The organism is Pseudomonas sp. ADAK2 TE3594 (assembly GCF_053628675.1).
The window spans coordinates 3882732-3905799 of record NZ_JBRJGV010000001.1 but is presented as its reverse complement, the minus strand read 5'-3'; the positions used below and the strand labels follow the sequence as shown (position 1 = coordinate 3905799).

Here is a 23068-nt window from a genome sequence, read left to right as displayed (position 1 = left end):
CATTTACCTTGTGGGAGCGTGGCTTGCCCGCGATGAACGATTACGCGGTGTGCCTGGTAAACCGCGGCGCCTGTATCGCGGGCAAGCCACGCTCCCACAATGACCGCGTTCAACTTTTGAATTGGCCTGCCGTTAAAGCCTTTAACCACGCCAACAAAATCAAAAGAGTGAACGTCATGCGCATGAGCCTGAAGGCTAAAGTCCTGTCCCTTGCCGTCCTCCCGGTGCTGCTCTTTGCGCTGGTCATCAGCCTGACCACGTTGTTCATTCTGCAGGAGCAGGCCCGCAAGGAAGTCGAGGAAACCCGTCAGCGCCTGCTCAGCGATGCCAAGGCGACCCTGCAAAGTTACGTCGCCGTGGCCATGACCACGATCAAACCGCTCTACGACGCGGCCGCTCCCGGCGATGACGCGGCACGGGCGCAGGTGGTCAAGTTGCTGTCGAGTATCACCTACGGCAAGGATGGCTACTTCTTCGGCTACGACTCCAATACCGTGCGCCTGTTCAAGGCCAACAGCCCCGAAGGCGTGGGCCAGAGCTTCAAGGACAACCGCGATCCGAACGGTGTCTACGTCAACCGTGACCTGGTGAAAGTCGCCAAGGACGGTACTCACTACCTGCAATACAGCTCGCCGCTGCCCGGCAACACCCAAGTGCTGGTGCCCAAGCTCGGCTACACCGAATACCTGCCAAAGTGGGACATGGCGGTCGGTACCTCGGTCAACCTCGACGGCATTGAAGCTCAAGTGGCGCTGGTTGAGATCAAGGTCCAGGAACGCATGCAAGGCGTGGTGCTGAGCATTGTCGGGATTGCCGTGGTGGTGCTGTTGTTGATCGCTGCCGCCGGGATGCTGCTGGCCAACACCATTCTGCGTCCGCTGAACCTGATGAAAGCCAACCTCGACGACATCGCGGCGGGCGAGGGCGACCTGACCCGGCGCCTGTCCATCACTAGCCAGGATGAACTCGGCGAACTGGCCGGCTCGTTCAACCGTTTCGTCGACAAGATCCACGGTTTGGTACGCCAGATCACTGAAATGACCTCGCAACTGACCGGGCTGGTGAATCAGGTCTCTGATCAGGCCCAGCGCTCGGATCAGGCCATGGAGCGCCAGCGTCACGAAACCGATCAGGTGGCCACGGCGATCAATGAGATGTCGGCGGCGGCCCAGGAAGTGGCCAAGAGTGCACAAAACGCCGCGGTCGCTGCCCAGCAGACCGACGAAGAAGGTCAGGCCGCCAAGCGCGTAGTGGCCGGCAGCATCGTGAAGATTCATGCGTTGGTGAACGACATTCGCAGCAGTGGTGTGTCCCTCGACAGCTTGCAGAAAGACGTGTCGTCGATTGTCAGCGTACTCGGGGTGATCCGTTCGATTGCCGAACAGACCAACCTTCTGGCGCTCAACGCCGCCATTGAAGCGGCCCGCGCCGGTGAGGCCGGGCGTGGTTTTGCGGTGGTCGCCGACGAAGTGCGGGCATTGGCCAGTCGCACGCAAATCAGCACCCAGGAAATCCAGGGCATGATCGACCGCTTGCAGGCCGGCACCCAATCGGCAGTCGAGGCCATGCGTCGCTCCAGCGAGGCCGGCGACGGCACGTCGGCCCAGGCCAACGAGGCGGGGGCATCTCTGGACGCCATGGCCCAATTGATCGGCACCATCAACTCGATGAACGCCCAGATTGCCAGCGCCGCCGAAGAGCAAACCGCCGTGGCCGAAGAAATCAACCGCAGCGTGCACCAGATCGCCGTGGCCGTAGACAGCGTTGCCGACGAAACCCAGCTCGGCGCCCAGACCTCGCGCAGCCTGGCCGACCTCGGTCAGCGCCTGGGGCAACTGGTCGGGCAATTCCGTATCTGATTGAGAGTGCTCGTGTGGCAAAGGGGCTTGCCCCCGAACAGGACGCAGAACCTGTAGGAGCGAGGCTTGCCCGCGAAGAACGATGACGCGTAATACCTGAAAAACTGCGGCGCATTCTTCGCGGGCAAGCCTCGCTCCTACAGGTGCTGTGCTTTCCCCTCGCCACACGGCAGTGTTGGTCCATGAGTAGCTGCATCGCGACTACCCTCATTAGTAAGCAAACACCGTCCAAGGGTTTGTTTGAACCCGTTTGGGGAACGAGCGGTCATTTGCTTCAGGTGTCGCGCACCCGCGGCACCTTGACGACCACAACAATGGAGTCAGACTCATGATCGACAGTGAAAGTATCTGCGACTGCCCCAAATGTTCCTGCAAACTGGGCGAACATCCGATCGCGCGTCACGGCAAGCACTATTGCTGTGAAGCCTGCGCCAAACATCACGAACACGGCGAAGCATGCGCCACCAAAGGCTGCAAGTGTGCTCAACACTGACCGTTCAGCCAAAAAAGTGGAGCCGTCCAGGCTCCACTTCGAATTGAATCTTTTCCCTCCTTTTTGACGCTCAACTGGCCGGTCGCCAAGTCACATTCTCGATGCCGAATTTTTCCGCCAGCGGTTTGCTGGTCTTTTGCACCCGTTCACGGCCAAAGCGCGGGATCCGGCCGACTCCGGCGTCGCAACTTGCCCAGTGCCAAGCCTCTGCATTGTCCATTTTGTCCAGGCGGATAATGAAAGACTTGGGCTTGCCATGAAGGGTGTATTCAATAACGAAAAGTTTTGCATTGTTCATAAAGCCTGTATTCCTCCCTGTAGTAATAGAGGGATCGCGAGGCTCGGCGAAAATTCAGTCGGATTGTCGTACGGTGACAGTGACTGGCGACAGCCGGACGTCTCGTGATCTTGGAGCCTTCCTGACTCCCGATCATCCTAGTCTATGGCCAAGGTGCGCCAGCGGAATCGTCCCAGTCGGTATCTTTGTCGAATGTTCTGGCCCTATCGCGAGCAGGCTCGCTCCCACAGTGGATCTGCGCCGCTCACATGATTTGTGAACACAGACCTCTGTAGGAGCGAGGCTTGCCCGCGAAGGCGTCCTCAAGTCGAACTCAGGCCTCAGGCACGCCTTTCTCCCAAACCGACCAATTCTGCAAAATCTCCTGCACCAACGGATTCCCCGTGCGGTACAGGTTCTCCAGCGCCGGCACAAAACCGCCTTGATCGGCATATTTGAGCAGGTTATCCACCTCGCTCTGGCCCGGCGCCGGCCGGTCGAAGTCAGAACCGGCGCGCACCACCGCCAGGCGCCGGACATCCACCAGCCCCTCGCGGCTAGCGCGCAGCAGCGCCTCGTAGGTGGAGTTATCTTCCTGTTGAGTCGTGCAATAGACCCCTTCGTTATTGGTCAACAGCTTGGTCCAGACTTCGGCCCGCTCACTCAACCGCGTCCCGGAAAACCAGGTATTGCCCGCCAGTGTGTCGCACTGGGTTACCACTGGCGGCTGATTGGCTGGCGCAGACGGATACTTCAAGCGCCACGCCGCCGATTCCTTGCTCTCGCTCAGCTGGACCTTGTGGCTCAGGGCGAACGCCTTGGCCTGCAACTTCGGATTGAGTTCGAACACTTCAGTCTTGTAGTCCAGCGGCGGTTTTTCGTTCGGGCCTTTGGTGTTGATGCCCAGGTAACCGGTCGGCCAGTCTTTCGGCGCGTCGCGGGAATCCAGCTCCCACTGGGTGCCGAATTCCACCAGATAGTGCGCCCACGCGGTGGTGCCGATGGTGCCGTGGTGCGGGCTGATACCGGCAATCCCGGCGATCAGGAAGTAACTTTTGCGCAGGTCGAATTTCGACGACAGCGCCAGAGCCAGGGTGGAGGCTGCGGCATTGGTCTGGCCCATGCCGGTGACCATCAGGCACACCTGTTGGGTGTTGCAGCGAATATTCGGGTACTCGGCGGACAGGCCCGGTACGCGCACTTCTTGCTTGAGTTCCAGGCGATCGATCCAGTTCTGCGCCTCGGGGGCGAACATGGTGATCAGCATCACTTTCGGCTGGATCGGCGCGTCAACCGCCCAGGCAGAAGAAGAGAGCAGGGTGCTCATGGCCAAACCGACGGACAGGGAAAAACGGGGCATTGCCTTCATAAAACCTCCTTATTCAAATGAGCCTTAAAACTGATAACCGACACCGGCGTAGTAGCCCCAGCCGTTGGAACGGGCGCGGAAGTCACCGTCACCGAAATTCAACTCACTGCCGTCGTCCCAATTGCCGCCGTTGTGGAAGTAACGGCCGACCAGGGTGAAACGCAAGTGGGTGAAGGCGTAGAGCAACACGTTGGTGGCCACGGTGGCGTTGGCGGTGCGGGCCGGGTTGTCTTTGTGCAGGTCGGAGCCGAAGTCGAAGTTGGTGAAACCGATGTAGGTCAGCGAAGCGCCATTGCTGAAACTGCTGATGGGCACGATGTATTTGAGCTGGGCGCGGTAGCCGTCCCACGAATATTCATTGCTGGCGCCATAGTTTTCCCATTGGTAGCGGCCGTAGAAGTTGGCCGACAGGTTGACCCGCGAATGGGTGTCGATGTCGGTGCCGAGGCCGCTGTACAGCGTGTTTGCGCGGTTGGCGCTGTTGCTGCCGTGGTCGTAGATCCAGTCGAACGCCACGTACCATTCCTTGAACGGCCCGATGGCGAGGCTGCGGCCGGCCAGGTAGTCGATGGAGATCCGCGGTTCGTGCTCCATGAACACCGGCGAGCCGTGGTCCCACACGCCTTTGTCATGGCTGTTGCCGATGTCGAAGATCTTTGGAATGTCGATGTAGCCATACAACTCGAACGGGCCCTTGCGGCCGAAGTATTCATATTCCAGGTAGATGTCGTCGGCCGGTTGCGGGCCGAAGCTGATGTCTTTGCTGCCGATGACAGTCAGGTCCTGGTTGAACCAGTCCGACAGGTAGGCGCCTTTTTTCGGCGGGCTGGCTTCAGGGCTGAGGGCTTCGCCCTGGGCGGATTCTTCGGCGGTGGCCGGTTGGGCCAAAACGTGGCTGCTGAGTAGTCCTGTAACGCTGGCCAGCAGCAAGGAAACAGCCAAAGTGCGCGAGCAAGTCACGCGGCTGGAGGTGCAATGCATTAAAAGTCCCTTTTCGTGCGGATCGAAAGCCCGGTTGCGCGGGCTTGCGCGGTTAAGTGGCGAACAGGCCGGTATCGGCGACTCGCAAACGTTTGCACAAGGCATACCAGTTTTGTTCAATATTCTGAAAAATAGAGGGAATTGGTAGTTTTACTGTCCTTTTGGTCAAGGATTTCGGGGGCGAGCAGAAGGAGTGGTTTTCAGGGCGAAGGGGATCTGACGGGGATATGCACCAAAGTGGTGTCGACTGTCAGATGATTAACCCGATCTGTGGCAAGGACGGGCAAAGGAGATTTTGTGGCGAGGGGGCTTGCTGTGGTGAGGGGGGGCTGTGGCGAGGGGGTTGCCCCCGTTCGGCTGCGCAGCAGTCGTAAACAACTCAACACGGTGCTGCGGACAAACCGCATTGTCTGGTTTCGGGGCCGCTGCGCAGCCCAACGGGGGCAAGCCCCCTCGCCACGGGGTTGCTGTAGAATCCTCGGCATTGACTTCACAAGGTGCACCCCCGATGAGCGAGCCGATTCGTCTGACCCAATACAGCCATGGCGCAGGCTGTGGCTGCAAGATTTCGCCCCAGGTGCTGGAGGTGATTCTGGCCGGCAGCGGCGCGCAAAACCTGGACCCGAAACTCTGGGTCGGCAACGCTTCGCGTGATGACGCAGCGGTGTATGCCATCGACGAAGAACGCGGCGTGGTCTCGACCACCGACTTCTTTATGCCGATCGTCGACGATCCGTTCGACTTCGGTCGCATTGCCGCCACCAACGCCATCAGCGATATCTACGCCATGGGCGGCGATCCGTTGATGGCGATTGCGATCCTCGGCTGGCCGGTCAATGTGCTGGCGCCGGAGATTGCCCGGGAAGTGATTCGTGGCGGGCGTTCGGTCTGCGACGAGGCGGGGATACCACTGGCTGGCGGCCATTCCATCGACGCGCCAGAGCCGATCTTCGGCCTGGCCGTGACCGGGCTGGTGGAAAAACGCCACATGAAGCGCAACGACACCGCCATCGCCGGTTGCTTGCTGTACCTCACCAAACCCTTGGGCATCGGCATCCTCACCACGGCCGAGAAGAAGGGCAAGTTGCGCCATGCCGACATCGGCCTGGCCCGCGACTGGATGTGCACCCTGAACAAACCCGGCAGCCGTTTCGGCAAACTCGACGGTGTGACCGCGATGACCGATGTCACCGGTTTCGGCCTGCTCGGGCACTTGGTGGAAATGGCCGACGGCAGCAACGTGACCGCCCGCATCGGATACGACCGTGTGCCACGCCTGCCGGGCGTCGAGTATTACCTCGATCAGGGCTGTGTGCCGGGCGGCACACTGCGCAATTTCGATAGCTACGCCAGTAAGGTCGGCCGGCTCCAGGAGTTGCACAAACGCGTGCTCTGCGATCCGCAGACCAGCGGTGGCCTGCTGATTGCGGTCACGCCCGAGGGCAACGAACAGTTTTTGGCGGTAGCGGCCGAACTCGGTCTGGCCCTTGCGCCGATCGGTGAACTGGTTGAGCGACAGACTAACGCGGTAGAGGTGATTTGATGTCCATCGACTTCACCGGTTACCGCGACATCTTCCTCAACGACCGGCCGATGATGGATACCCGCGCGCCGGTCGAATTCCTCAAGGGTTCATTCCCTGGGGTGGTCAATCTGCCGCTGATGAATGACCTCGAGCGGCAACGGATCGGCACTTGCTACAAGCAGCAAGGTCAGCAAGCGGCCATCACGCTGGGACATCAATTGGTGTCCGGTGAGATCAAGGCCGAGCGGATCCAGGCCTGGGCCGAATTTGCCCGGGCTCATCCGGATGGTTATTTGTACTGTTTTCGTGGCGGGCTGCGTTCGCAGATCGTTCAGCAGTGGCTCAAGGACGAAGCGGGTATCGACTATGCGCGGGTCGGTGGCGGCTACAAGGCCATGCGCACCTTCTTGCTCGAGACGCTTGATCAGGCCATTACCCAGTGTGATTTCGTTTTGCTGGGGGGCATGACCGGCACCGGCAAGACCGAGGTGCTTACGCAATTGAGCAACGGGCTGGACCTTGAAGGCCACGCCCATCATCGCGGCTCCAGTTTCGGCAAGCGCGCCACCGGCCAACCCTCCAACATCGACTTTGAAAACCGCCTGGCCGTGGATGTGCTGAAGAAACGTGCCCGGGGTATCGAACAGTTCGTGCTGGAAGACGAGAGCCGCGCGATTGGCAGTTGCGCCTTGCCGCTGCCGCTGTATCAGGGCATGCAGCAGTTTCCGATGGTCTGGCTGGAAGACAGCCTGGAAGGGCGGGTCGAGCGGATCCTGCACGATTACGTGGTGGACTTGTGCGCCGAGTTCATCGAAGTGCATGGCGATGAAGGCTTCGCACTGTTTTCCGAGCGTTTGCTGGCGAGCCTGAACAATGTGCAGAAACGTTTGGGCGGCGAACGTCATCAGCGGATGTTGACCCTGATGGAAGACGCGCTGGCAGAACAGGCGAACAGCGGCGCGGTGGATTCGCACCGGGGGTGGATCGAAGGGTTGCTGCGTGAGTATTACGACCCGATGTATGCGTTTCAGCGGGAGAAGAAGGGGACGCGGATCGAGTTTGTCGGGGAGCGGGGGGCGGTGCTTGAATATCTGAGAGCGCGCGCTAACAAGCAAGTTTAGGTGGCGGGTTTGCTGGCCTCTTCGCGGGCAAGCCTCGCTCCTACAGTGAGATCCCCTGTAGGAGCGAGGCTTGCCCGCGAAGAGGCCCTGACAGGCGCCCGACCGCTTAAGTCGGACAAGTCTCCCGACCGTTATCCAGCCCCTGCTTGTAGCTATGGCTCTGCAGGCTGGCCTTGCCGTTGTGCCAGGTCAGCGTGAGCACGTACAGCGAGTCGTAGTCGCTCGATTCCCAGTCATCGGTAATGTTCTGTTTTTTGCCGACGGCTTCCCCGGCGACCTTGTTGATCAGCTCGGGCAGGTAGCCGTGGGACCAGGCCGTGTAAATGACCGAATTGTGATACTTGTCGCGCAGCAGTTCATCCGCCAGATCACTGGTGTCGTTGGCCGAGAAGTTGATGTTCACCGGCAAGCCGAGCTTGATCGCGCTGGGGCTGATGGTCATCAGGGGGCGGATGTAACTGTAGGAATTATCCAGTTCACCTTCCTCGACATTGCGCGTCGGGTTGGCGGCAAACACGTAGTTGGCCTTGCCGAATTTTTCCGGCAACAAGGTGGCCAGGTCGATGGCGCGGTTCAGCCCCTGACAATTGAGCTGACCCAGGCCGCCGGCGGGTTTTTCCGCGTGGCGCAGAAATACCAGCGTCTGAGTGCCGTCCGCTGGTTGGGCGCGGCTTTCACTGGACTCAAGCGACAAGAACAACGCGCCGACCGCCAGCAGGGAGGGCAGGAAGATATAGGTGCGATGCTTGAAGCGTTTGGCGAATTTCAATGGATTCATCATCGAATTGATCATCTTCAGCGCATTCGGTTAAGGCTGACAAACCTTGACACCGCGAGCTCCCAGCATCGGTGTATTCCATGTCATTGACCCGGTCCGTTTCCTACAGGGCAATGCTCAGAGTCCTCTGAAGCCCTTTGGTTCGATCCGAACGAGGTGCCCGGCACTTTAGCGGCAACCTTTAATGGATTGGGGGAAAGGTTATCGACAGGATGTTACGGTTGTAGGAGCTGCCGAAGGCTGCGATCTTTTCAGCAGGTAGAAAGATCAAAAGATCGCAGCCTTCGGCAGCTCCTACAGATTATGCTCAACCCTTTCTTTGTACCGGATGCTCCTTATGACCGATTTGTCTGCATTCCCCATCACTCAAAAATGGCCGGCCCAGTACCCGGAGTGGATCCAGCTCTATTCCTTGCCAACGCCCAATGGCGTCAAGGTTTCGATCATGCTCGAAGAGATCGGGCTGCCCTACGAGCCGCATCGTGTGGGCTTCGACGCCAACGATCAGCTGTCCCCCGAATTTCTCTCGCTGAACCCCAACAACAAGATCCCGGCGATCCTCGACCCCCACGGTCCGGGGGACCAACCGCTGGCGCTGTTCGAGTCTGGGGCGATTCTGATTTACCTCGCCGACAAGAGCGGGCAACTGCTGGCGCAGGAATCGGCGGCGCGTTACGAGACCCTTCAGTGGCTGATGTTTCAGATGGGCGGTATCGGGCCGATGTTCGGCCAGCTCGGTTTCTTCAACAAATTCGCCGGCAAGGACTACGAAGACAAGCGCCCCCGCGATCGCTACGTCGACGAAAGCAAGCGCTTGCTCAGCGTTCTTGAAGGCCGTTTGCAAGGACGCGACTGGATCATGGGCGAGCGTTACACCATCGCCGACATCGCGACCTTTCCATGGGTGCGCAACCTGATCGGCTTCTATGAGGCCGGCGACCTGGTCGGCATCCAGAATTTCCCCAACGTCATCCGCGTGCTGGAACGTTTCCTGGCAAGGCCAGCGGTGATTCGCGGGCTGGAAATCCCCAAGCAACCCCTTTGAATCCCTCATCACCAAGGCAGGCAATGAGCTCATTCGATTTCAAGCAAGTAGATGTCTTCAGCCGCGTCGCGCTCAAGGGCAACCCGTTGGCGGTGGTGTTCGGTGCAGACCGGCTCAGCGATGAGCGCATGGCGGCGTTCGCGTCCTGGACCAACCTCAGTGAAACCACGTTCGTGCTCGAACCCCGGGACCCTCGGGCCGACTATCGAGTTCGCATCTTCACCACGCTTCAGGAGTTGCCGTTCGCCGGTCACCCGACGCTCGGTACCTGTCATGCCTGGCTCGAGGCCGGTGGGGTGCCCAAGGGCGAGGAGATCATTCAGGAATGCGGCGTCGGCCTGGTGCGGGTGCGTCGACAGGGTGCGGAGCTGGCGTTTCTCGCGCCCCCGCTGGTCAGGTCCGGCCCGGTAGATACCGAACTGGTCGAGCGCGTACGGCGGGGCCTCGGATTGGCGCCGGGCGCGATTGTGCGGGCGCAATGGGTCGACAACGGTGCCGGTTGGTTGGCGGTGATGGTCGAGGATCGTCAGCAGGTACTGGACTTGCAGCCGGATCATTCGCAGATGCTGGGCCTCGCTGTGGGTGTCATCGCCCCGTGGTGCGTCGAGCGCGATGGCGCTGAGGCGCAGTTCGAAGTGCGTGCGTTCATCTCCGTCGACGGCATGCCAGAAGACCCGGCCACCGGCAGCCTGAACGCCGGGATTGCCCAATGGTTGTTCAGCGAAGGGCTGGCGCCGGCGTCTTATGTCGTCAGCCAGGGCCTTACCATGGGCCGCGGCGGGCGGATTCAGGTCGAGCAGGTGGGGGATGAGATCTGGATTGGCGGCGCAGTGGTGACGTGTATCAGCGGTACGCTGACACTTTAACCGCACCGAACCTGTGGGAGCGAGCCTGCTCGCGATGACGGACTATCAGTCGACATTATTGTTGAATGGTATGCCGCCATCGCGAGCAGGCTCGCTCCCACAGGGAGTGCGGTGATTGTTACCGACGCGGTAAGGGTTTTTCTGCTGCGCAAGGTTTGTGCCCCGCGCCTTGCAGGGCATAAGCTTCGCCCCCTACGACTTTTGTCTCATCCGCCGTTTTTCAGGAAGGCCCATGCCCAGTCAGTTCCCCGAAGCACGTCCACGCCGTCTGCGCCGCAATGCGAGCCTGCGCAGCCTGTTCCAGGAAACCGAGTTCAGCTTGAACGACCTGGTGCTGCCGATTTTCGTCGAGGAAGAAATCGACGATTTCGTGCCGATCAAGAGCATGCCCGGGGTGATGCGCATTCCCGAGTCGAAGCTGGCCGGCGAGATCGAGCGTTACGCTCGGGCCGGGATCAAATCGGTGATGACGTTTGGTGTGTCCCATCATCTGGACAGCAATGGCAGCGATACCTGGAACGACAATGGTCTGGTGTCGCGCATGTCGCGCATCGCCAAGGACGCCGTGCCGGAAATGATCGTGATGTCCGACACCTGTTTCTGCGAGTACACCGACCACGGCCATTGCGGCGTGCTGCACCACCACGAAGTCGACAACGACCAGACCCTGATCAACCTCGGTAAGCAAGCCGTGGCGGCCGCCCAGGCTGGCGCCGATGTGATCGCACCGTCGGCGGCCATGGACGGGCAGGTCCAGGCCATTCGCCGGGCGCTTGATGCAGCGGGTTTCAGCCAGACCGCGATCATGGCCTATTCAACCAAATTCGCTTCAGCGCTTTATGGTCCGTTCCGCGAGGCTGGCGGCAGTGCGCTGAAGGGCGACCGCAAAAGCTATCAAATGAACCCGATGAACCGCCGCGAAGCTGTGCGTGAATCGCTGATGGACGAACAGGAAGGCGCTGACGCGCTGATGGTCAAACCCGCCGGCGCGTACCTGGACATCATCCGCGACATCCGCGAAGCCTCGCGTTTGCCGCTGTCGGCCTATCAGGTGAGTGGCGAGTACGCGATGATCAAATTCGCCGCGCAGGCCGGGGCAATCGATGAAGACCGAGTGGTGCGTGAGAGCCTGGGGGCGATCAAACGGGCCGGGGCGGATTTGATCTTCACCTATTTCGCGATGGACCTGGCCCTGGCCGGGATCTAACTGTCTTGAATGATCGTTCCCACGCTCTGCGTGGGAATGCCTCCTGTGACGCTCCGCGTCACGCTTGTTGGGACGCGGAGCGTCCTTGGCTGCATTCCCACGCAGAGCGTGGGAACGATCATCAAAAGATCCTCAGCCGAAGAACGGCCGAATCCCGTGGTCCCGGAAATACCGCTCGATCACCTTCGGATCGGCGCTGTAGTCGGCAATCGCCACATACGTATCCGGCCGCAGCAGGTAAAACCCGTTGCGCGCCAGCCCCACGGTTTCAAACGCCGGTCGCCAGTCGAACACCTGCAACGGCAGGTGATGCTCGGTGCACCAGGCAATCATTTCATCGCTGGTGTCGCCATACACATGCACCTGCCAGGTCGGATTTTTCAGTGACTCGAAATTATCCCCTTCACCGTCGTGTGCCCAGGGCAGGCGATCACCGCCGTGAACATGGCCAGCAACACCTTCGCTCAACGGCATGCCGCGATAGTTGAGGGTGGTCTGCGACACCGTGCGAAACATGAATTCCCGGGCCGCCTCAAACGAGATCATTTTCGGGATCAAAAAGGGTGCCACGCGAATACGCACCAAGTCGGCTATTGGCCCATCGGCCGTAACGAAACTGAAGACCCGGTCGGTGGTGGCCACCAGTCGCCGGGCAAAGGCGATGCGTTCGGTTTCATAACTGTCGAGCAGTTTGGTCGTGGCGCCACCGCTTAAGACTGTTGCGAGTTTCCAGGCCAGATTGATCGCATCGCCAATCCCGGTGTTCATACCCTGGCCACCCGCCGGGCTGTGGACATGGGCGGCGTCACCCAACAGAAACGCGCGCCCGGTGCGAAAATGATCCGCAACCCGGTGATGCACGCGGTAGGTCGAGAACCAGTTCACCTGATCGATCTGCAGCTTTAAGTTCTCGATGGCCCGGTGGCTGACGTCTTCAAACTGGAGGGTTTCGGCACGGTCGGCGCGCTCATCACGAACCGTGCCGATCAGGCGTGCGCGACCTTCGTCGGACAAGGGAAAAACGGCGAGGAAGTCGGCTTCGTCGAGATCCACATGCAGTTCTCCGTTGAATGTGGGGCCGCGAGCTTGCACGTCCGCCACGTAGAAAATCTGCTGATAGGTGCCGCCTGGAAAACCGGTGTCCAGCGTCTTGCGCACAATCGACCGGGCGCCGTCGCAGCCGGCGAGGTAACAGGCCTGGCAGGTTTCCTGCTGACCATCGGGCAGAAGCAGCCGGGCGGTGATGCCGTCGCCGGTTTCCTCGAACCTTTGCAGTTCGGTATCGCGCTCCACTGTAATACCGAAGGCCTCCAGGCGTTCGATCAGCAGGCGTTCGTGCTCGTCTTGCGGATAGATTTCCAGAAACGCGTAGGGTGTCAGACCCTCGCCGATGGTGCTCAGCGGCAGACGTGCGACGGGTTCGCCCTTGACCCAGAAATTCGCTGCGGCCACTTTATGGCCGTTTTGCACAACGGCGTCGCTGAGGTCGAGCTGGCTATACAGTTCAAGCGTTCGCGCCTGTACCGCCAGTGCGCGTGAAGTGGTGCCGGGTGTCGACGTCTTGTCGATAATCCGTACCCGAATCCCCAGTTTGCTCAACCACAGCGCCAGTACCAGCCCGGTCGGGCCGGCGCCGATGATCAGCACGTCGCTACGGTTCATGAGCCTGTCCTCCACGGTATGTGGATCAAGTATGGTTCAGCCCGAATGCACTGGCCTCCCGGCTGCCCAACGGAAAACACAGCGCTACCGCTACGGGGGAACAGTCCGCGACTGCCACAGTCATAGCCTGCGCCATGCCATTGATCGTATGGTTAACCCGGCTCAACGGATTTTGATGGAGCACCATGCAAGCTAATCGATTGATCATGAGCATCGCGGCACTGTTGGTCCTGGCCGGTTGCGGTAGCCAACGCACGCAGGAGCCGCCGGCCCGCAAGCCTGCCGAGGTCAAAGCCGAGATCATGCGTCTGCTCCCGGCCAAGACAGCCGACCGCCAGGGCTGGGCCACGGACATCTACGCGGCATTTGCCGCGCAAAAGATTTCACCGACCACGCAAAACCTGTGTTCGGTACTCGCGGTCACTGAGCAGGAATCGACGTTTCAGGCTGATCCGCCGGTGCCGGGCCTGGGCAAGATCGCCCGGGACGAGATCGACCGCCGCGCCGCCAAGGCCCATATTCCCGGCCTGCTGGTGAGCGGTGCCTTGCAGGTCAGTTCACCCAATGGCAAAAGCTACAGCGACCGGCTGAATGCCGCGCGCAGCGAAAAAGAACTCAGCGCGATTTTCGATGATTTCATCGGCATGGTGCCAATGGGGCGGACGCTGTTCGATGGTTTCAACCCGGTGCACACCGGCGGGCCGATGCAAGTCAGCATCGATTTTGCGGAGCAGCAGGCGCGGGATTATCCCTACCCGGTGGACGGCTCGATTCGCCGCGAAGTGTTTACGCGTCGCGGTGGCCTGTATTTCGGTATTGCCCATTTGCTCGGTTATCCGGTGAGTTACGAGCAGCCGCTGTATCGCTTCGCCGACTTCAACGCCGGTTGGTACGCCAGCCGCAATGCGGCGTTTCAAAATGCGGTAAGTCGTGCGACGGGCATTCCGCTGGCGCTGGATGGCGATCTGGTGCGCTACGGCTCGATCATGCCTGGCACCACGGAATTGGCGGTGCGCACTCTCGGCAAGCAACTGGACATGCGCAACCTGACCATTCGGGATCAATTGGAGGAGGGGAAAGGTCTCGAGTTCGAGGACACCAAGCTTTATCGGCGCGTCTTTGCCTTGGCCGAACAGGCCGAAGGCCGGCCATTACCCCGAGCGGTGTTGCCGGGGATTGTGCTGCAAAGCCCGAAAATCACCCGCAAGCTCACCACGGCGTGGTTCGCCAAGCGGGTCGATGAACGTTATCAACGCTGTATGAAGCGCGTAGGGATGTGACTGAACCGAAAATGGTCAAAAAACCAACGCTTGACTGACAATTCGAACGCAATCTTCAGCAGCTGCTACAAAGAGAGAGTCGCAGAGGAGATTTAGTCATGTACCAGCTCTACGGGCATCAGAATTCGGGTGCGGCCGCCATCGAAGCCGCGCTGGAACTGTGCGAGGTTGCTTATCGCTTCATCGATGTTTCATCGTCCCCGGAGGCGGTTCAGGCGTTGGAGAAGCTCAACCCGCTGAAGCAGATTCCCACTCTGCAATTGCCTGATGGCGGTGTTCTGACCGAGAGTGCTGCCATCCTGATTCATCTGGGCCTCACGTTCCCGGAGTCGAACCTGCTACCGGAAAACCCGCTCAAGCGTGATCAGGTTATTCGGGGCCTGGTGTACATCGTCAGCAATTGCTATGCCGCCATCGGCATCATCGACTACCCCGAGCGCTGGCTGGCCGAGGCGGACGAATCATCCAGGGAAAACCTTATGGCCGGTGCCCGCCAGCGCCTGCACTGGAGTTGGGAGGTGTTTGCCGATCAGTTCGCCGGCAAGTTGTACCTGGGCGAGGGAGCGCCTGGCGCGCTGGATATTCTGGCGGCGGTGGTAACACGGTGGGCGGGCACTCGGGAGCACTTGCGCGCTGCGCGGCCGGGGTTCTTCGCCTGGCTCGAACGCTTCGACCGGCACCCTGCATTGGCGCCGGTTTTCGCGCGGCATTGGCCATAGGATCACCGCCAGTCCAATGTAGGAGCGAGGCTTGCCCGCGAAGAACGATGACACGATTCATCAGTTCCACCGCATAACAGCTTTCGCGGGCAAGCCTCGCTCCTACAGGAGATTTTCGCTGCATCGGGATTGCCGCGTTTTATTCGCCGCGAATGTACTGCTCCAGCTGCCGAATCAGTTCAGCCTGTTCGGCAATGGCTTCCTTGACCAGGTCGCCGATGGACAGCAAGCCGATCAACTCGCCGTTTTCCACCACCGGCAAATGCCGCAGGCGTTTTTCGGACATGATGCCCATGCAGGTTTCGACGGTTTGATGGGTGTCCACGGTGATCACTGGCGACACCATGATGTCGCTGACCGGTGTGCCGACAGAGGAGCGCCCCTTGAGCACCAGTTTGCGCGCATAGTCACGCTCGCTGATGATGCCGACGACCTTGCCATCTTTCAGGACCGGTAACGCACCGACGTTTTTTGCGGCCATCACCATCAGCGCTTCCAGCACCATTTGATGCGGTGCAATAGAGTGGACTTGCTGATTCTGTTGGGCCTTTAACTTGAGCAGTTGGGCGACGGTTTTCATGGCGGTTTCTCGGGTGTTGTCGTTGTTCTTGAAGAATCGTAGAGACGCGCTCGCAGAGCAAGGCGCAAAGCGGCAGATACCGCGCAAAAAGCGTCATTCAGCGATTTTTCTTTGTAAAAGTCCGACGAAAATCCAGTAGGAGCGAGGCTTGCCCGCGAAGAATGCACCGCGGTTTTCAGGTATTCCGCATCATCGTTCTTCGCGGGCAAGCCTCGCTCCTACAGGTTCTGCGTCTTGACCGGCGATCACGCGTAGAATTACCCCTTGAATCAGATCGTTGAGGTTGCAGTGGTGGATTTACAGCAGGGCTTCGTCCTGACCCGGCATTGGCGCGATACCCCGGCCGGCACGGAAGTCGAGTTCTGGCTGGCGACCGATGCCGGTCCCCGACGCATCCGCCTGCCGCATCAACCCTCGGTAGCGTTCATTCCGGCAGCCCAGCGTGAGCAAGCCGAAGGGCTGCTGCACGGCGAAAAAAATGTCGAGCTGAAGCCCTTGGCCCTTCTGGACTTCGAACACCGCCCGGTACTCGGCCTGTATTGCCAGCAGCACGGTCAGTTGATGCGCCTGGAAACCGCGCTGCGCAAATCAGGCGTCGAGGTATTCGAAGCCGACGTCCGCCCGCCGGAACGCTACATGATGGAGCGTTTCATCACCGCCCCCGTTTTGTTCGGCGGCACCCCCAACGCGGAAGGCCTGCTGCTCGACGCACAAATGAAACCCGATCCCGGCTACCGACCGAACCTGCGGCTGGTCTCGCTGGACATCGAAACCACCGCTCAGGGCGAGCTGTATTCCATTGCCCTGGAAGGCTGCGGCGAGCGGCAGGTGTACATGCTCGGGCCGCCCAATGGCGATGACAGTGGCGTGGATTTCCAGCTCGAATACTGCGATTCGCGAACCCTGCTGCTGAAAAAACTCAATGAATGGTTCGCCCGGCACGACCCCGACGCCATCATTGGCTGGAACGTCGTGCAGTTTGATCTGCGCGTACTGCACGAACATGCCAGGCGCTTGGCGGTACCGCTGAAGCTGGGACGTGGCGGCGAAGAAATGCACTGGCGCGAGCACGGCAGTCGCAATCATTACTTCGCCTCGGCTGCCGGCCGGTTGATCATCGACGGCATCGAGTCGCTACGCTCGGCGACCTGGAGTTTCCCCTCGTTCAGCCTGGAAAACGTCGCGCAAACCCTGTTGGGCGAGGGTAAGTCGATCGACAACCCGTACCAGCGCATGGACGAAATCAATCGCATGTTCGCCGAGGACAAACCGGCCCTGGCGAAATACAACCTCAAGGACTGCGAACTGGTGACGCGGATCTTCGCCAAGACCGAACTGCTGACCTTCCTGCTCGAGCGCGCCAGTGTCACCGGTTTGCCGGCGGACCGCAGTGGTGGCTCGGTGGCGGCGTTCACTCACCTGTATATGCCGTTGATGCACCGGCAGGGCTTTGTCGCGCCGAACCTCGGTGGCAAACCACCGGAGGCCAGCCCCGGCGGTTTTGTCATGGACTCGCAACCAGGGCTGTACGAATCGGTGCTGGTGCTTGACTACAAAAGCCTCTATCCGTCGATCATCCGCACCTTCCTGATCGACCCGGTGGGCTTGATCGAAGGGCTCAAGCATCCCGACGACAGCGAGTCGGTGCCGGGCTTTCGCGGTGCGCGTTTCTCAAGAACCCGGCATTGCCTGCCGGCCATTGTCGCCCGGGTCGCCGAAGGCCGTGAAACCGCCAAGCGCGAACACAATGCGCCGTTGTCCCAGGCCCTGAAGATCATCATGAATGCCTTCTACGGCGTCCTCGGTTCCAGCGGTTGCCGCTTCTTCGATACACGGCTGGCCTCGTCCATCACCTTGCGCGGGCACGAGATCATGTTGCGCACCCGCCAGTTGATCGAAGCCCAAGGCCACGCGGTGATCTATGGCGACACCGACTCGACCTTTGTCTGGCTGCGCCGCGCCCACGGTCAGGCAGAAGCCGCGCAGATCGGCCACGCGCTGGTGGATCACGTCAACCAGTGGTGGCGCGAGCATGTGAAACAGGAATACGGGCTGGAAAGTGCCCTGGAATTGCAGTTCGAAACCCACTACAAGCGCTTTCTGATGCCGACCATTCGCGGCGCCGAGGAGGGCAGCAAGAAGCGCTATGCCGGGTTGGTCACCCGCGCCGACGGCACCGATGAAATGGTCTACAAGGGCCTGGAAACCGTGCGCACCGACTGGTCGCCGCTGGCCCGGCAATTCCAGCAGGAGTTGTACCTGCGCATCTTCAATCGCAAACCCTATCAGGATTACGTACGTGACTATGTGCGCAAGACGTTGGCCGGTGAGTTCGACGAGCGTCTGATCTACCGCAAACGCCTGCGTCGTACCCTCGATGATTATCAGCGCAACGTGCCACCCCACGTGCGGGCCGCGCGAATCGCCGACGACTACAACGACCAGCAGGGACGCCCGCGGCAATATCAGAATGGCGGCTGGATCAGTTATGTAATCACCGTCGCCGGCCCCGAGCCGCTGGAAATCCGCAGCGCGCCCATCGACTACGACCATTACGTCACCCGGCAGCTGCAGCCGGTGGCGGATGCGATCCTGCCGTTCGTGGATGACGATTTCTCAACGCTGATTGGGGGGCAACTGGGCCTGTTTTGAGTCCAGCAGCGACAACGTCCAGTCATCCGGTATGCCGTGAAAATACTGATCCAGCGCCTTATGGAACAAGCTGCCTTTTGGTGAAACCTGGGCGAACAGCGTCATCGATGAGTGAAACTTGAGGTTGTCGGGATGACCGAAAATCTTGGCGATCGAGCTTTGAGGAATGTCCAGAACCAGTTGCGTGCACATGCGCAAGCGTGGCCCCAGTAACGGATGCTTCAGATACGCGGTGGCTTCTTCACTTGAGCGAATGGCAAAGTAGCGGGACATCTCGCTGTCACCCAACCCGCAAAACTGCGGAAAGATAAACCACATCCAGTGCCGGCGCTTCTGGCCGGCGCGTAACTCCTCCTGCACCCACTCGAACACAGGGTCCTGCGCCTGGACGAAGCGTGGCAAATTGAAAGCGTCGAGCTGATCGGTACTTCTCATGCCGATGCCCTCTGACAGCACCGCGATGGCTCAGACCATGGCCAACCGCTGCTTGCGTTGTGGCGCGCGAAACGCTTGGTCCAGCGCCTCCAGATCCCCGACTTCAAGCTGCAATTGCGCCGCTTGCGCATTGAGCTGCACATGCTCGGGACGGACCGCCTTGGGGATGGCGATCACGCCGTTCTGACGCAGAATCCATGCCAGCGCTACCTGCGCAGGTGTCGCCTCGTGACGGGCGGCAACCTGCTTGAGCGTCGAGTTGGCCAGCATGTGCCCACCCTGGCCGATCGGACAATAGGCCATCACCGGCATCCGTTGGTGTTGGCTCCAGGGGAGCAAATCAAATTCGATGCCGCGTTCTTCCAGGTTATACAGCACCTGATTGGTGGCGCAGGCCGGGGAGGCCAGTTCTTCCAGGTCATCCAGGTCGAAATTGGACACGCCCCAACGGCCGATCTTGCCATCTTCGCGCAGGCGTTCGAAGGCTTCGACGGTTTCCGCAAGGGGATAGTCGCCGCGCCAGTGCAACAGGTAGAGATCGATGTAATCGGTATTCAACCGCCGCAGGCTACGCTCGCAGGCCTGGGGGATGCCTTTGCGGCTGGCGTTGAAGGGATAGACCTTGCTGACCAGGAAAACCTGGTCGCGAAGGCCTGCGATGGCTTCACCCACCACCTCTTCAGCGCCTCCTTCAGCGTACATTTCAGCGGTGTCGATCAGGGTCATGCCTAACTCGATGCCCAAACGCAACGCTGCAACTTCCTTTGTGTGTCGGGAGCGTTCCTCTCCCATGCGCCAGGTTCCTTGGCCGATGACCGGCACATGGCTGCCGGCCAGCTCAAGAGTACGCATGAATCCTCCTTTCCGAAGCCCGATCGATACTTCAGTTGGCAGCAAAATAGTCCGGTGGTTCCGTGGATCTCTCGAAAGATCGCAGCCTCCGTAGGAGCTGCCGAAGGCTGCGATCTTTTGACCTACAGGGTAGAAAACTTGTACACCGTAGTCTGGCTATAGCGCTTGCCCGGATCCAGCCGTGTGGACGGGAAGTTCGGCTGGTTCGGCGAATCCGGATAATGCTGGGTTTCCAGAGTAAACGCCCCCCAATGCGGATAAACCTTGCCGGCCTTGCCCTTGACCGTGCCATCGAGGAAGTTGCTGGTATAGAACTGCACACCCGGTTCAGTAGTGTAGAGCTGCAAGCGACGCCCGGATTGCGGATCGCTGACATCGGCGGCGAGTTTGCCCAGATCACCCTTGGCGTCCAGCACCCAATTGAAATCGAAACCGCCTTGTTTCGGTTCGGCGAATTTCAGTTGCGGGTGATCAGCCTTGATGTGTTGACCGATGGCGGTCGGTTGGGTGAAGTCCATGGGGGTGCCGGCGACTGGGGCCAGTTCACCGGTGGGGATCAGTTTGCCGGTGACCGGCGTGTAACGGGCTGCATGCAAAGTCGCAAGCTGCTTCAGTACGTCGCCGTTGCCCGCGCCGGCCAGATTGAAGTAACTGTGGTTGGTCAGGTTCAGCACGGTGGGTTGATCGGTGCTGGCCTTGTACTCGATGCGCAGCTCATTGTTCTCGGTGAGGCTGTAGGTGACTTCGGTTTTCAGGTTACCCGGGAAACCCATTTCACCACCCGCCGACAGATACGTCAGGGTCACGCCCACCGAATCCTTGCCTTTGCTCGGTTCGGCTTTCCACACCCGTTTGTCGAAACCCAGGGCCCCGCCGTGCAGTGAATTGCTGCCGTCGTTGAGTGGCACCTGATAGCGCTTGCCGTCCAGCTCGAAGGCACCGTTGGCCAGGCGATTGCCGAAGCGGCCGATGGTCGCGCCGAAGTACGCGGTGCCGCTTTGATAACCCTGCACGTCGTCGAAGCCCAGCACCACATCGTCGAGCTTGCCGTTTTTGTCCGGCACTTTCAGTGACTGCAGAATCCCGCCGTAGGTAATGACCGTGGCTTGCAGGCCATGGCTGTTGCGCAAGATGTATTGCTCCACGGGCGTGCCGTCACTGGTTTTGCCGAAGGCTTTCTGTTCGCTGGACAAGCCAGCGGCGTGAGCGGGGAGGGTGGCGATCATCAGGGACAGTCCGAGGCCGGAGAGCAGGTATCGAGATTGAAGCATGGTTGACCTTCCTTTTTGTTGTTTTGTGAGAAGTAGTCATACTAATAATCGAGTTTTAACGCGATCAAGGAAGGATTTATAGCTTATCTATGCAGCGTTGCAATTATAAAGTATGACTAATACGAAGCCGTTTTCACGGTGATCCGCGTTTACGGACCACCGGCACTGCACTTTTTCGGCTTTCGCGGTTCTATCCTTGGCCAGCCCGCGGCGATCCCCACCGCCGGCCCATGCCCAAGTTCAAGAACCCATGGCTCGAGTTTTACCCCGCTTTACCCCGCACATTCGCCGTTATTGCTTGCTGCTGATTGGCCTGTCTATGCTCTTCGCCAGTGGCTGCAGCCAGCAGCCGGGCAACGATATCGTCAGCCAGTTTCGCAACGGCCAACCCCAGGAATTCCTCCAGACCAGCGTCGACCGTATGGCGACCCTGACGATGCGCGACAACCTCGAAAGCCTCTACCTGCTGATGAACAAGCTCTACCTGCGCAACCCGGAGGAGCTGAAGAAATCCGGCTTCCTCGATGTCGGCACCGCGGAAAAACAAGTGCGCATGGCCATCGAACAGCAAGAGCCGCTACCCACCCTCGGCGGCAAAAAAGACCTCGCCGCGCTGAGCTACGCCATGAGCCCGGAATTCCTCGGCGACCGGGTCGGAGCCTTCATCTATGCCATCGGCAGCATGCTGGTCACCGCCCACGGCAATCGGCTGGAGTTCTACATGACGGATGCGATCAACCCGACCTTCGTCAGTAATGCCGCACGCAACATCGAGAAAGCCACCTGGATCTTGAGTCAGCGGCAAAACAAGCAAGGCGAGCCTTTGCTGTTTTCCAACGAGATTTCGGAGGAGGGCAGCAACCTGAGTTTTGCCGTGGAGTTCGGCAAGATCGTCGCGCGGCTGGACCTGTTGACCCAGATGCTCGACGAACGCTACCGACGGATCGGCCTCAACTACGCCCAGAGTTTGCTGTTCCTGAATTTCTTGCCAGTACAGTAAAACGAGGGCTGAACCCAACCCCCAGTGGGAGCGAGATTTTGTGGGAGCTGGCTTGCCTGCGATGCAGACGGCTCGGCTTAATGTCGAACCGAGTCGATGCCATCGCAGGCAAGCCAGCTCCCACAGGGGATTGTGTTGAGGGGGAGATCGTTGTTCCAATCAATAAATAGATATAAATATAGATCGCATCGATATAAGTGGTTATAAGAAAAATCGCTATGCTGCGGGCCAGATTTTTCCTGCGGTCGATGTGGACGGATTAATGGATTTTGTTAACTTCGGGTTGGTCGTTGCCGGGCTGGTGGTCGGTTTTATCGTTGGCATGACCGGCGTGGGCGGCGGGTCGCTGATGACACCGATCCTGCTGTGGTTCGGGATCAACCCGGCGACTGCGGTGGGCACGGACTTGCTGTACGCGGCCATTACCAAATCCAGTGGTGTGCTGGTTCATCGCAAGAACAAAAACATCGACTGGGCGATCACCGGTTGGCTGACCCTCGGCAGTGTGCCGGCGGTGGCGCTGACGCTGTGGTTCCTGAGCAGTTTGCAGACCTCGCCCGACGCGATGAACGCTGTTATCAAACAAGCCTTGGGCTTCGTATTGTTCGCCACGGCGCTGGCGATTTTCTTCAAGAAACGCTTGCTCGATTTCGCCCACAAACGGGCGGGCGGGCATTACAACCCCAGCGGCTCGCGGTTGAATGTGCTGACCGTCATCACCGGTCTGATCCTCGGCACCATGGTGGCCCTGACCTCCATCGGCGCCGGCGCCCTGGGCACCGTCGCGCTGTTCATCCTGTATCCGCTGCTGCCTACTCGCCGCCTGGTCGGCACCGAAATCGCTCACGCAGTGCCCCTGACCCTGGTCGCCGGCCTGGGCCATGCGAGCATGGGCAATATGGATTGGCACGTTTTGGGCTACTTGCTGGTCGGCTCGCTGCCGGGGATTTACCTGGGCAGCCATTTGACCGGGCGGATCTCCGACGAACTGTTGCGTCCATGCCTGGCCACGATGCTCGTGCTGATCGGCTACAAGCTGGCGTTCTGATCCGGCACCGTATAGATCCCTGAATTTAGCGGAATCATGCTCTCGCTG

General features: G+C 59.8%; 21 protein-coding genes and 1 pseudogene. 13 read left to right on the top strand and 9 right to left on the bottom strand.

Annotated elements, in window-relative coordinates; all coding sequences use genetic code 11:
* Window positions 1-32 precede the first annotated feature (32 nt).
* The 3 genes and pseudogenes from AB7M22_RS17350 to AB7M22_RS17340 form a co-directional block, all read left to right on the top strand.
* Window positions 33-1001, top strand: a pseudogene (locus AB7M22_RS17350) (cache domain-containing protein); the annotation flags it as partial.
* 36 nt (window positions 1002-1037) lie between these two features.
* Window positions 1038-1859, top strand: a complete 822-nt coding sequence (locus AB7M22_RS17345) for a methyl-accepting chemotaxis protein (RefSeq protein WP_454188829.1) — start codon at window positions 1038-1040, stop codon at window positions 1857-1859.
* Window positions 1860-2187: 328 nt separating this feature from the next.
* Window positions 2188-2352, top strand: a complete 165-nt coding sequence (locus AB7M22_RS17340) for a metallothionein (RefSeq protein WP_007907012.1) — start codon at window positions 2188-2190, stop codon at window positions 2350-2352.
* A 70-nt stretch (window positions 2353-2422) separates the two neighbouring features.
* Here the strand turns inward: AB7M22_RS17340 and AB7M22_RS17335 are convergent, their stop codons facing one another.
* From AB7M22_RS17335 to AB7M22_RS17325, 3 genes are all read right to left on the bottom strand, one after another.
* Window positions 2423-2650 carry a DUF6555 family protein gene (locus tag AB7M22_RS17335; RefSeq protein ID WP_007907010.1) on the bottom strand — a complete coding sequence of 76 codons (228 nt, stop codon included), beginning with the start codon at window positions 2648-2650 and terminating at the stop codon, window positions 2423-2425.
* A gap of 313 nt (window positions 2651-2963) precedes the next feature.
* Window positions 2964-3998 carry a purine-nucleoside phosphorylase gene (locus AB7M22_RS17330; RefSeq protein ID WP_454187215.1) on the bottom strand — a complete coding sequence of 345 codons (1035 nt, stop codon included), beginning with the start codon at window positions 3996-3998 and terminating at the stop codon, window positions 2964-2966.
* A 24-nt stretch (window positions 3999-4022) separates the two neighbouring features.
* Window positions 4023-4979 carry a nucleoside-specific channel-forming protein Tsx gene (locus AB7M22_RS17325; protein WP_007907007.1) on the bottom strand — a complete coding sequence of 319 codons (957 nt, stop codon included), beginning with the start codon at window positions 4977-4979 and terminating at the stop codon, window positions 4023-4025.
* A gap of 508 nt (window positions 4980-5487) precedes the next feature.
* Between AB7M22_RS17325 and selD the strand changes: the two genes are divergently transcribed.
* Both selD and mnmH read left to right on the top strand, forming a co-directional pair.
* Complete coding sequence (gene selD, locus AB7M22_RS17320) at window positions 5488-6522, top strand: selenide, water dikinase SelD (protein ID WP_454187214.1); 1035 nt, start codon at window positions 5488-5490, stop codon at window positions 6520-6522.
* Window positions 6522-7625, top strand: coding sequence for a tRNA 2-selenouridine(34) synthase MnmH (gene mnmH, locus AB7M22_RS17315; RefSeq protein ID WP_454187213.1), 1104 nt, complete (start codon window positions 6522-6524; stop codon window positions 7623-7625). The genes selD and mnmH overlap by 1 nt, the downstream gene beginning before the upstream one ends.
* Window positions 7626-7731: 106 nt before the next feature.
* Here mnmH and AB7M22_RS17310 read toward each other — a convergent pair whose 3' ends face one another.
* Window positions 7732-8406 carry a histidine phosphatase family protein gene (locus AB7M22_RS17310; protein ID WP_454187212.1) on the bottom strand — a complete coding sequence of 225 codons (675 nt, stop codon included), beginning with the start codon at window positions 8404-8406 and terminating at the stop codon, window positions 7732-7734.
* Between the two features lie 334 nt (window positions 8407-8740).
* On the opposite strand from AB7M22_RS17310, the gene AB7M22_RS17305 reads away from it, so the two are divergent.
* The 3 genes from AB7M22_RS17305 (at window position 8741) to hemB (ending at window position 11521) form a co-directional block, all read left to right on the top strand.
* Entirely contained in the window at window positions 8741-9448 is a 708-nt protein-coding gene (locus tag AB7M22_RS17305; RefSeq protein ID WP_454187211.1) for a glutathione binding-like protein, read from the top strand.
* Window positions 9449-9471: 23 nt separating this feature from the next.
* A complete protein-coding gene (locus AB7M22_RS17300; RefSeq protein ID WP_454187210.1) occupies window positions 9472-10314 on the top strand; it encodes a PhzF family phenazine biosynthesis protein in 843 nt (280 codons plus the stop codon).
* 232 nt (window positions 10315-10546) lie between these two features.
* Entirely contained in the window at window positions 10547-11521 is a 975-nt protein-coding gene (gene hemB, locus AB7M22_RS17295) for a porphobilinogen synthase (protein WP_454187209.1), read from the top strand.
* Window positions 11522-11653: 132 nt separating this feature from the next.
* Here hemB and AB7M22_RS17290 read toward each other — a convergent pair whose 3' ends face one another.
* On the bottom strand, window positions 11654-13183 hold the full coding sequence (locus AB7M22_RS17290; protein ID WP_454187208.1) for an FAD-dependent oxidoreductase: 1530 nt from the start codon (window positions 13181-13183) through the stop codon (window positions 11654-11656).
* A 185-nt stretch (window positions 13184-13368) separates the two neighbouring features.
* Here AB7M22_RS17290 and AB7M22_RS17285 point away from each other — a divergent pair, with 185 nt between their 5' ends.
* Together AB7M22_RS17285 and AB7M22_RS17280 are read left to right on the top strand one after the other, a co-directional pair.
* The gene (locus tag AB7M22_RS17285) at window positions 13369-14463 is read left to right on the top strand and encodes a DUF1615 domain-containing protein (protein WP_454187207.1); all 1095 of its coding nucleotides are present in this window, start codon (window positions 13369-13371) and stop codon (window positions 14461-14463) included.
* A 98-nt stretch (window positions 14464-14561) separates the two neighbouring features.
* Window positions 14562-15182: a glutathione S-transferase N-terminal domain-containing protein gene (locus AB7M22_RS17280; protein ID WP_454187206.1), complete on the top strand. Its 621-nt coding sequence runs from the start codon at window positions 14562-14564 to the stop codon at window positions 15180-15182.
* Window positions 15183-15321: 139 nt separating this feature from the next.
* On the opposite strand, the gene AB7M22_RS17275 is transcribed toward AB7M22_RS17280, so the two are convergent.
* Window positions 15322-15762: a CBS domain-containing protein gene (locus tag AB7M22_RS17275; RefSeq protein WP_008011368.1), complete on the bottom strand. Its 441-nt coding sequence runs from the start codon at window positions 15760-15762 to the stop codon at window positions 15322-15324.
* Between the two features lie 291 nt (window positions 15763-16053).
* On the opposite strand from AB7M22_RS17275, the gene AB7M22_RS17270 reads away from it, so the two are divergent.
* A complete protein-coding gene (locus AB7M22_RS17270; RefSeq protein WP_454188828.1) occupies window positions 16054-18414 on the top strand; it encodes a DNA polymerase II in 2361 nt (786 codons plus the stop codon).
* On the opposite strand, the gene AB7M22_RS17265 is transcribed toward AB7M22_RS17270, so the two are convergent.
* The 3 genes from AB7M22_RS17265 to AB7M22_RS17255 form a co-directional block, all read right to left on the bottom strand.
* A complete protein-coding gene (locus AB7M22_RS17265; RefSeq protein ID WP_454187205.1) occupies window positions 18379-18849 on the bottom strand; it encodes a DUF1810 domain-containing protein in 471 nt (156 codons plus the stop codon). The genes AB7M22_RS17270 and AB7M22_RS17265 overlap by 36 nt on opposite strands.
* Window positions 18850-18879: 30 nt before the next feature.
* A complete protein-coding gene (locus AB7M22_RS17260) occupies window positions 18880-19701 on the bottom strand; it encodes an aldo/keto reductase (RefSeq protein WP_454187204.1) in 822 nt (273 codons plus the stop codon).
* Window positions 19702-19823: 122 nt separating this feature from the next.
* A complete protein-coding gene (locus AB7M22_RS17255) occupies window positions 19824-20972 on the bottom strand; it encodes an aldose epimerase family protein (RefSeq protein ID WP_454187203.1) in 1149 nt (382 codons plus the stop codon).
* Window positions 20973-21222: 250 nt separating this feature from the next.
* On the opposite strand from AB7M22_RS17255, the gene AB7M22_RS17250 reads away from it, so the two are divergent.
* Together AB7M22_RS17250 and AB7M22_RS17245 are read left to right on the top strand one after the other, a co-directional pair.
* Window positions 21223-21972 (top strand): hypothetical protein, encoded by a 750-nt coding sequence (locus AB7M22_RS17250; RefSeq protein ID WP_454187202.1) that lies wholly within the window; start codon window positions 21223-21225, stop codon window positions 21970-21972.
* Window positions 21973-22234: 262 nt separating this feature from the next.
* Window positions 22235-23020 (top strand): sulfite exporter TauE/SafE family protein, encoded by a 786-nt coding sequence (locus AB7M22_RS17245; protein WP_008011378.1) that lies wholly within the window; start codon window positions 22235-22237, stop codon window positions 23018-23020.
* Window positions 23021-23068: the final 48 nt, after the last annotated feature.

Coding starts and splice junctions, on each gene's coding strand:
- AB7M22_RS17345 (WP_454188829.1), top strand. CDS start 1,038: ATGACCTCGCAACTGACCGGGCTGGTGAATCAGGTCTCTGATCAGGCC.
- AB7M22_RS17340 (WP_007907012.1), top strand. CDS start 2,188: ATGATCGACAGTGAAAGTATCTGCGACTGCCCCAAATGTTCCTGCAAA.
- AB7M22_RS17335 (WP_007907010.1), bottom strand. CDS start 2,650: ATGAACAATGCAAAACTTTTCGTTATTGAATACACCCTTCATGGCAAG.
- AB7M22_RS17330 (WP_454187215.1), bottom strand. CDS start 3,998: ATGAAGGCAATGCCCCGTTTTTCCCTGTCCGTCGGTTTGGCCATGAGC.
- AB7M22_RS17325 (WP_007907007.1), bottom strand. CDS start 4,979: ATGCATTGCACCTCCAGCCGCGTGACTTGCTCGCGCACTTTGGCTGTT.
- selD (WP_454187214.1), top strand. CDS start 5,488: ATGAGCGAGCCGATTCGTCTGACCCAATACAGCCATGGCGCAGGCTGT.
- mnmH (WP_454187213.1), top strand. CDS start 6,522: ATGTCCATCGACTTCACCGGTTACCGCGACATCTTCCTCAACGACCGG.
- AB7M22_RS17310 (WP_454187212.1), bottom strand. CDS start 8,406: ATGATGAATCCATTGAAATTCGCCAAACGCTTCAAGCATCGCACCTAT.
- AB7M22_RS17305 (WP_454187211.1), top strand. CDS start 8,741: ATGACCGATTTGTCTGCATTCCCCATCACTCAAAAATGGCCGGCCCAG.
- AB7M22_RS17300 (WP_454187210.1), top strand. CDS start 9,472: ATGAGCTCATTCGATTTCAAGCAAGTAGATGTCTTCAGCCGCGTCGCG.
- hemB (WP_454187209.1), top strand. CDS start 10,547: ATGCCCAGTCAGTTCCCCGAAGCACGTCCACGCCGTCTGCGCCGCAAT.
- AB7M22_RS17290 (WP_454187208.1), bottom strand. CDS start 13,183: ATGAACCGTAGCGACGTGCTGATCATCGGCGCCGGCCCGACCGGGCTG.
- AB7M22_RS17285 (WP_454187207.1), top strand. CDS start 13,369: ATGCAAGCTAATCGATTGATCATGAGCATCGCGGCACTGTTGGTCCTG.
- AB7M22_RS17280 (WP_454187206.1), top strand. CDS start 14,562: ATGTACCAGCTCTACGGGCATCAGAATTCGGGTGCGGCCGCCATCGAA.
- AB7M22_RS17275 (WP_008011368.1), bottom strand. CDS start 15,762: ATGAAAACCGTCGCCCAACTGCTCAAGTTAAAGGCCCAACAGAATCAG.
- AB7M22_RS17265 (WP_454187205.1), bottom strand. CDS start 18,849: ATGAGAAGTACCGATCAGCTCGACGCTTTCAATTTGCCACGCTTCGTC.
- AB7M22_RS17260 (WP_454187204.1), bottom strand. CDS start 19,701: ATGCGTACTCTTGAGCTGGCCGGCAGCCATGTGCCGGTCATCGGCCAA.
- AB7M22_RS17255 (WP_454187203.1), bottom strand. CDS start 20,972: ATGCTTCAATCTCGATACCTGCTCTCCGGCCTCGGACTGTCCCTGATG.
- AB7M22_RS17250 (WP_454187202.1), top strand. CDS start 21,223: ATGGCTCGAGTTTTACCCCGCTTTACCCCGCACATTCGCCGTTATTGC.
- AB7M22_RS17245 (WP_008011378.1), top strand. CDS start 22,235: ATGGATTTTGTTAACTTCGGGTTGGTCGTTGCCGGGCTGGTGGTCGGT.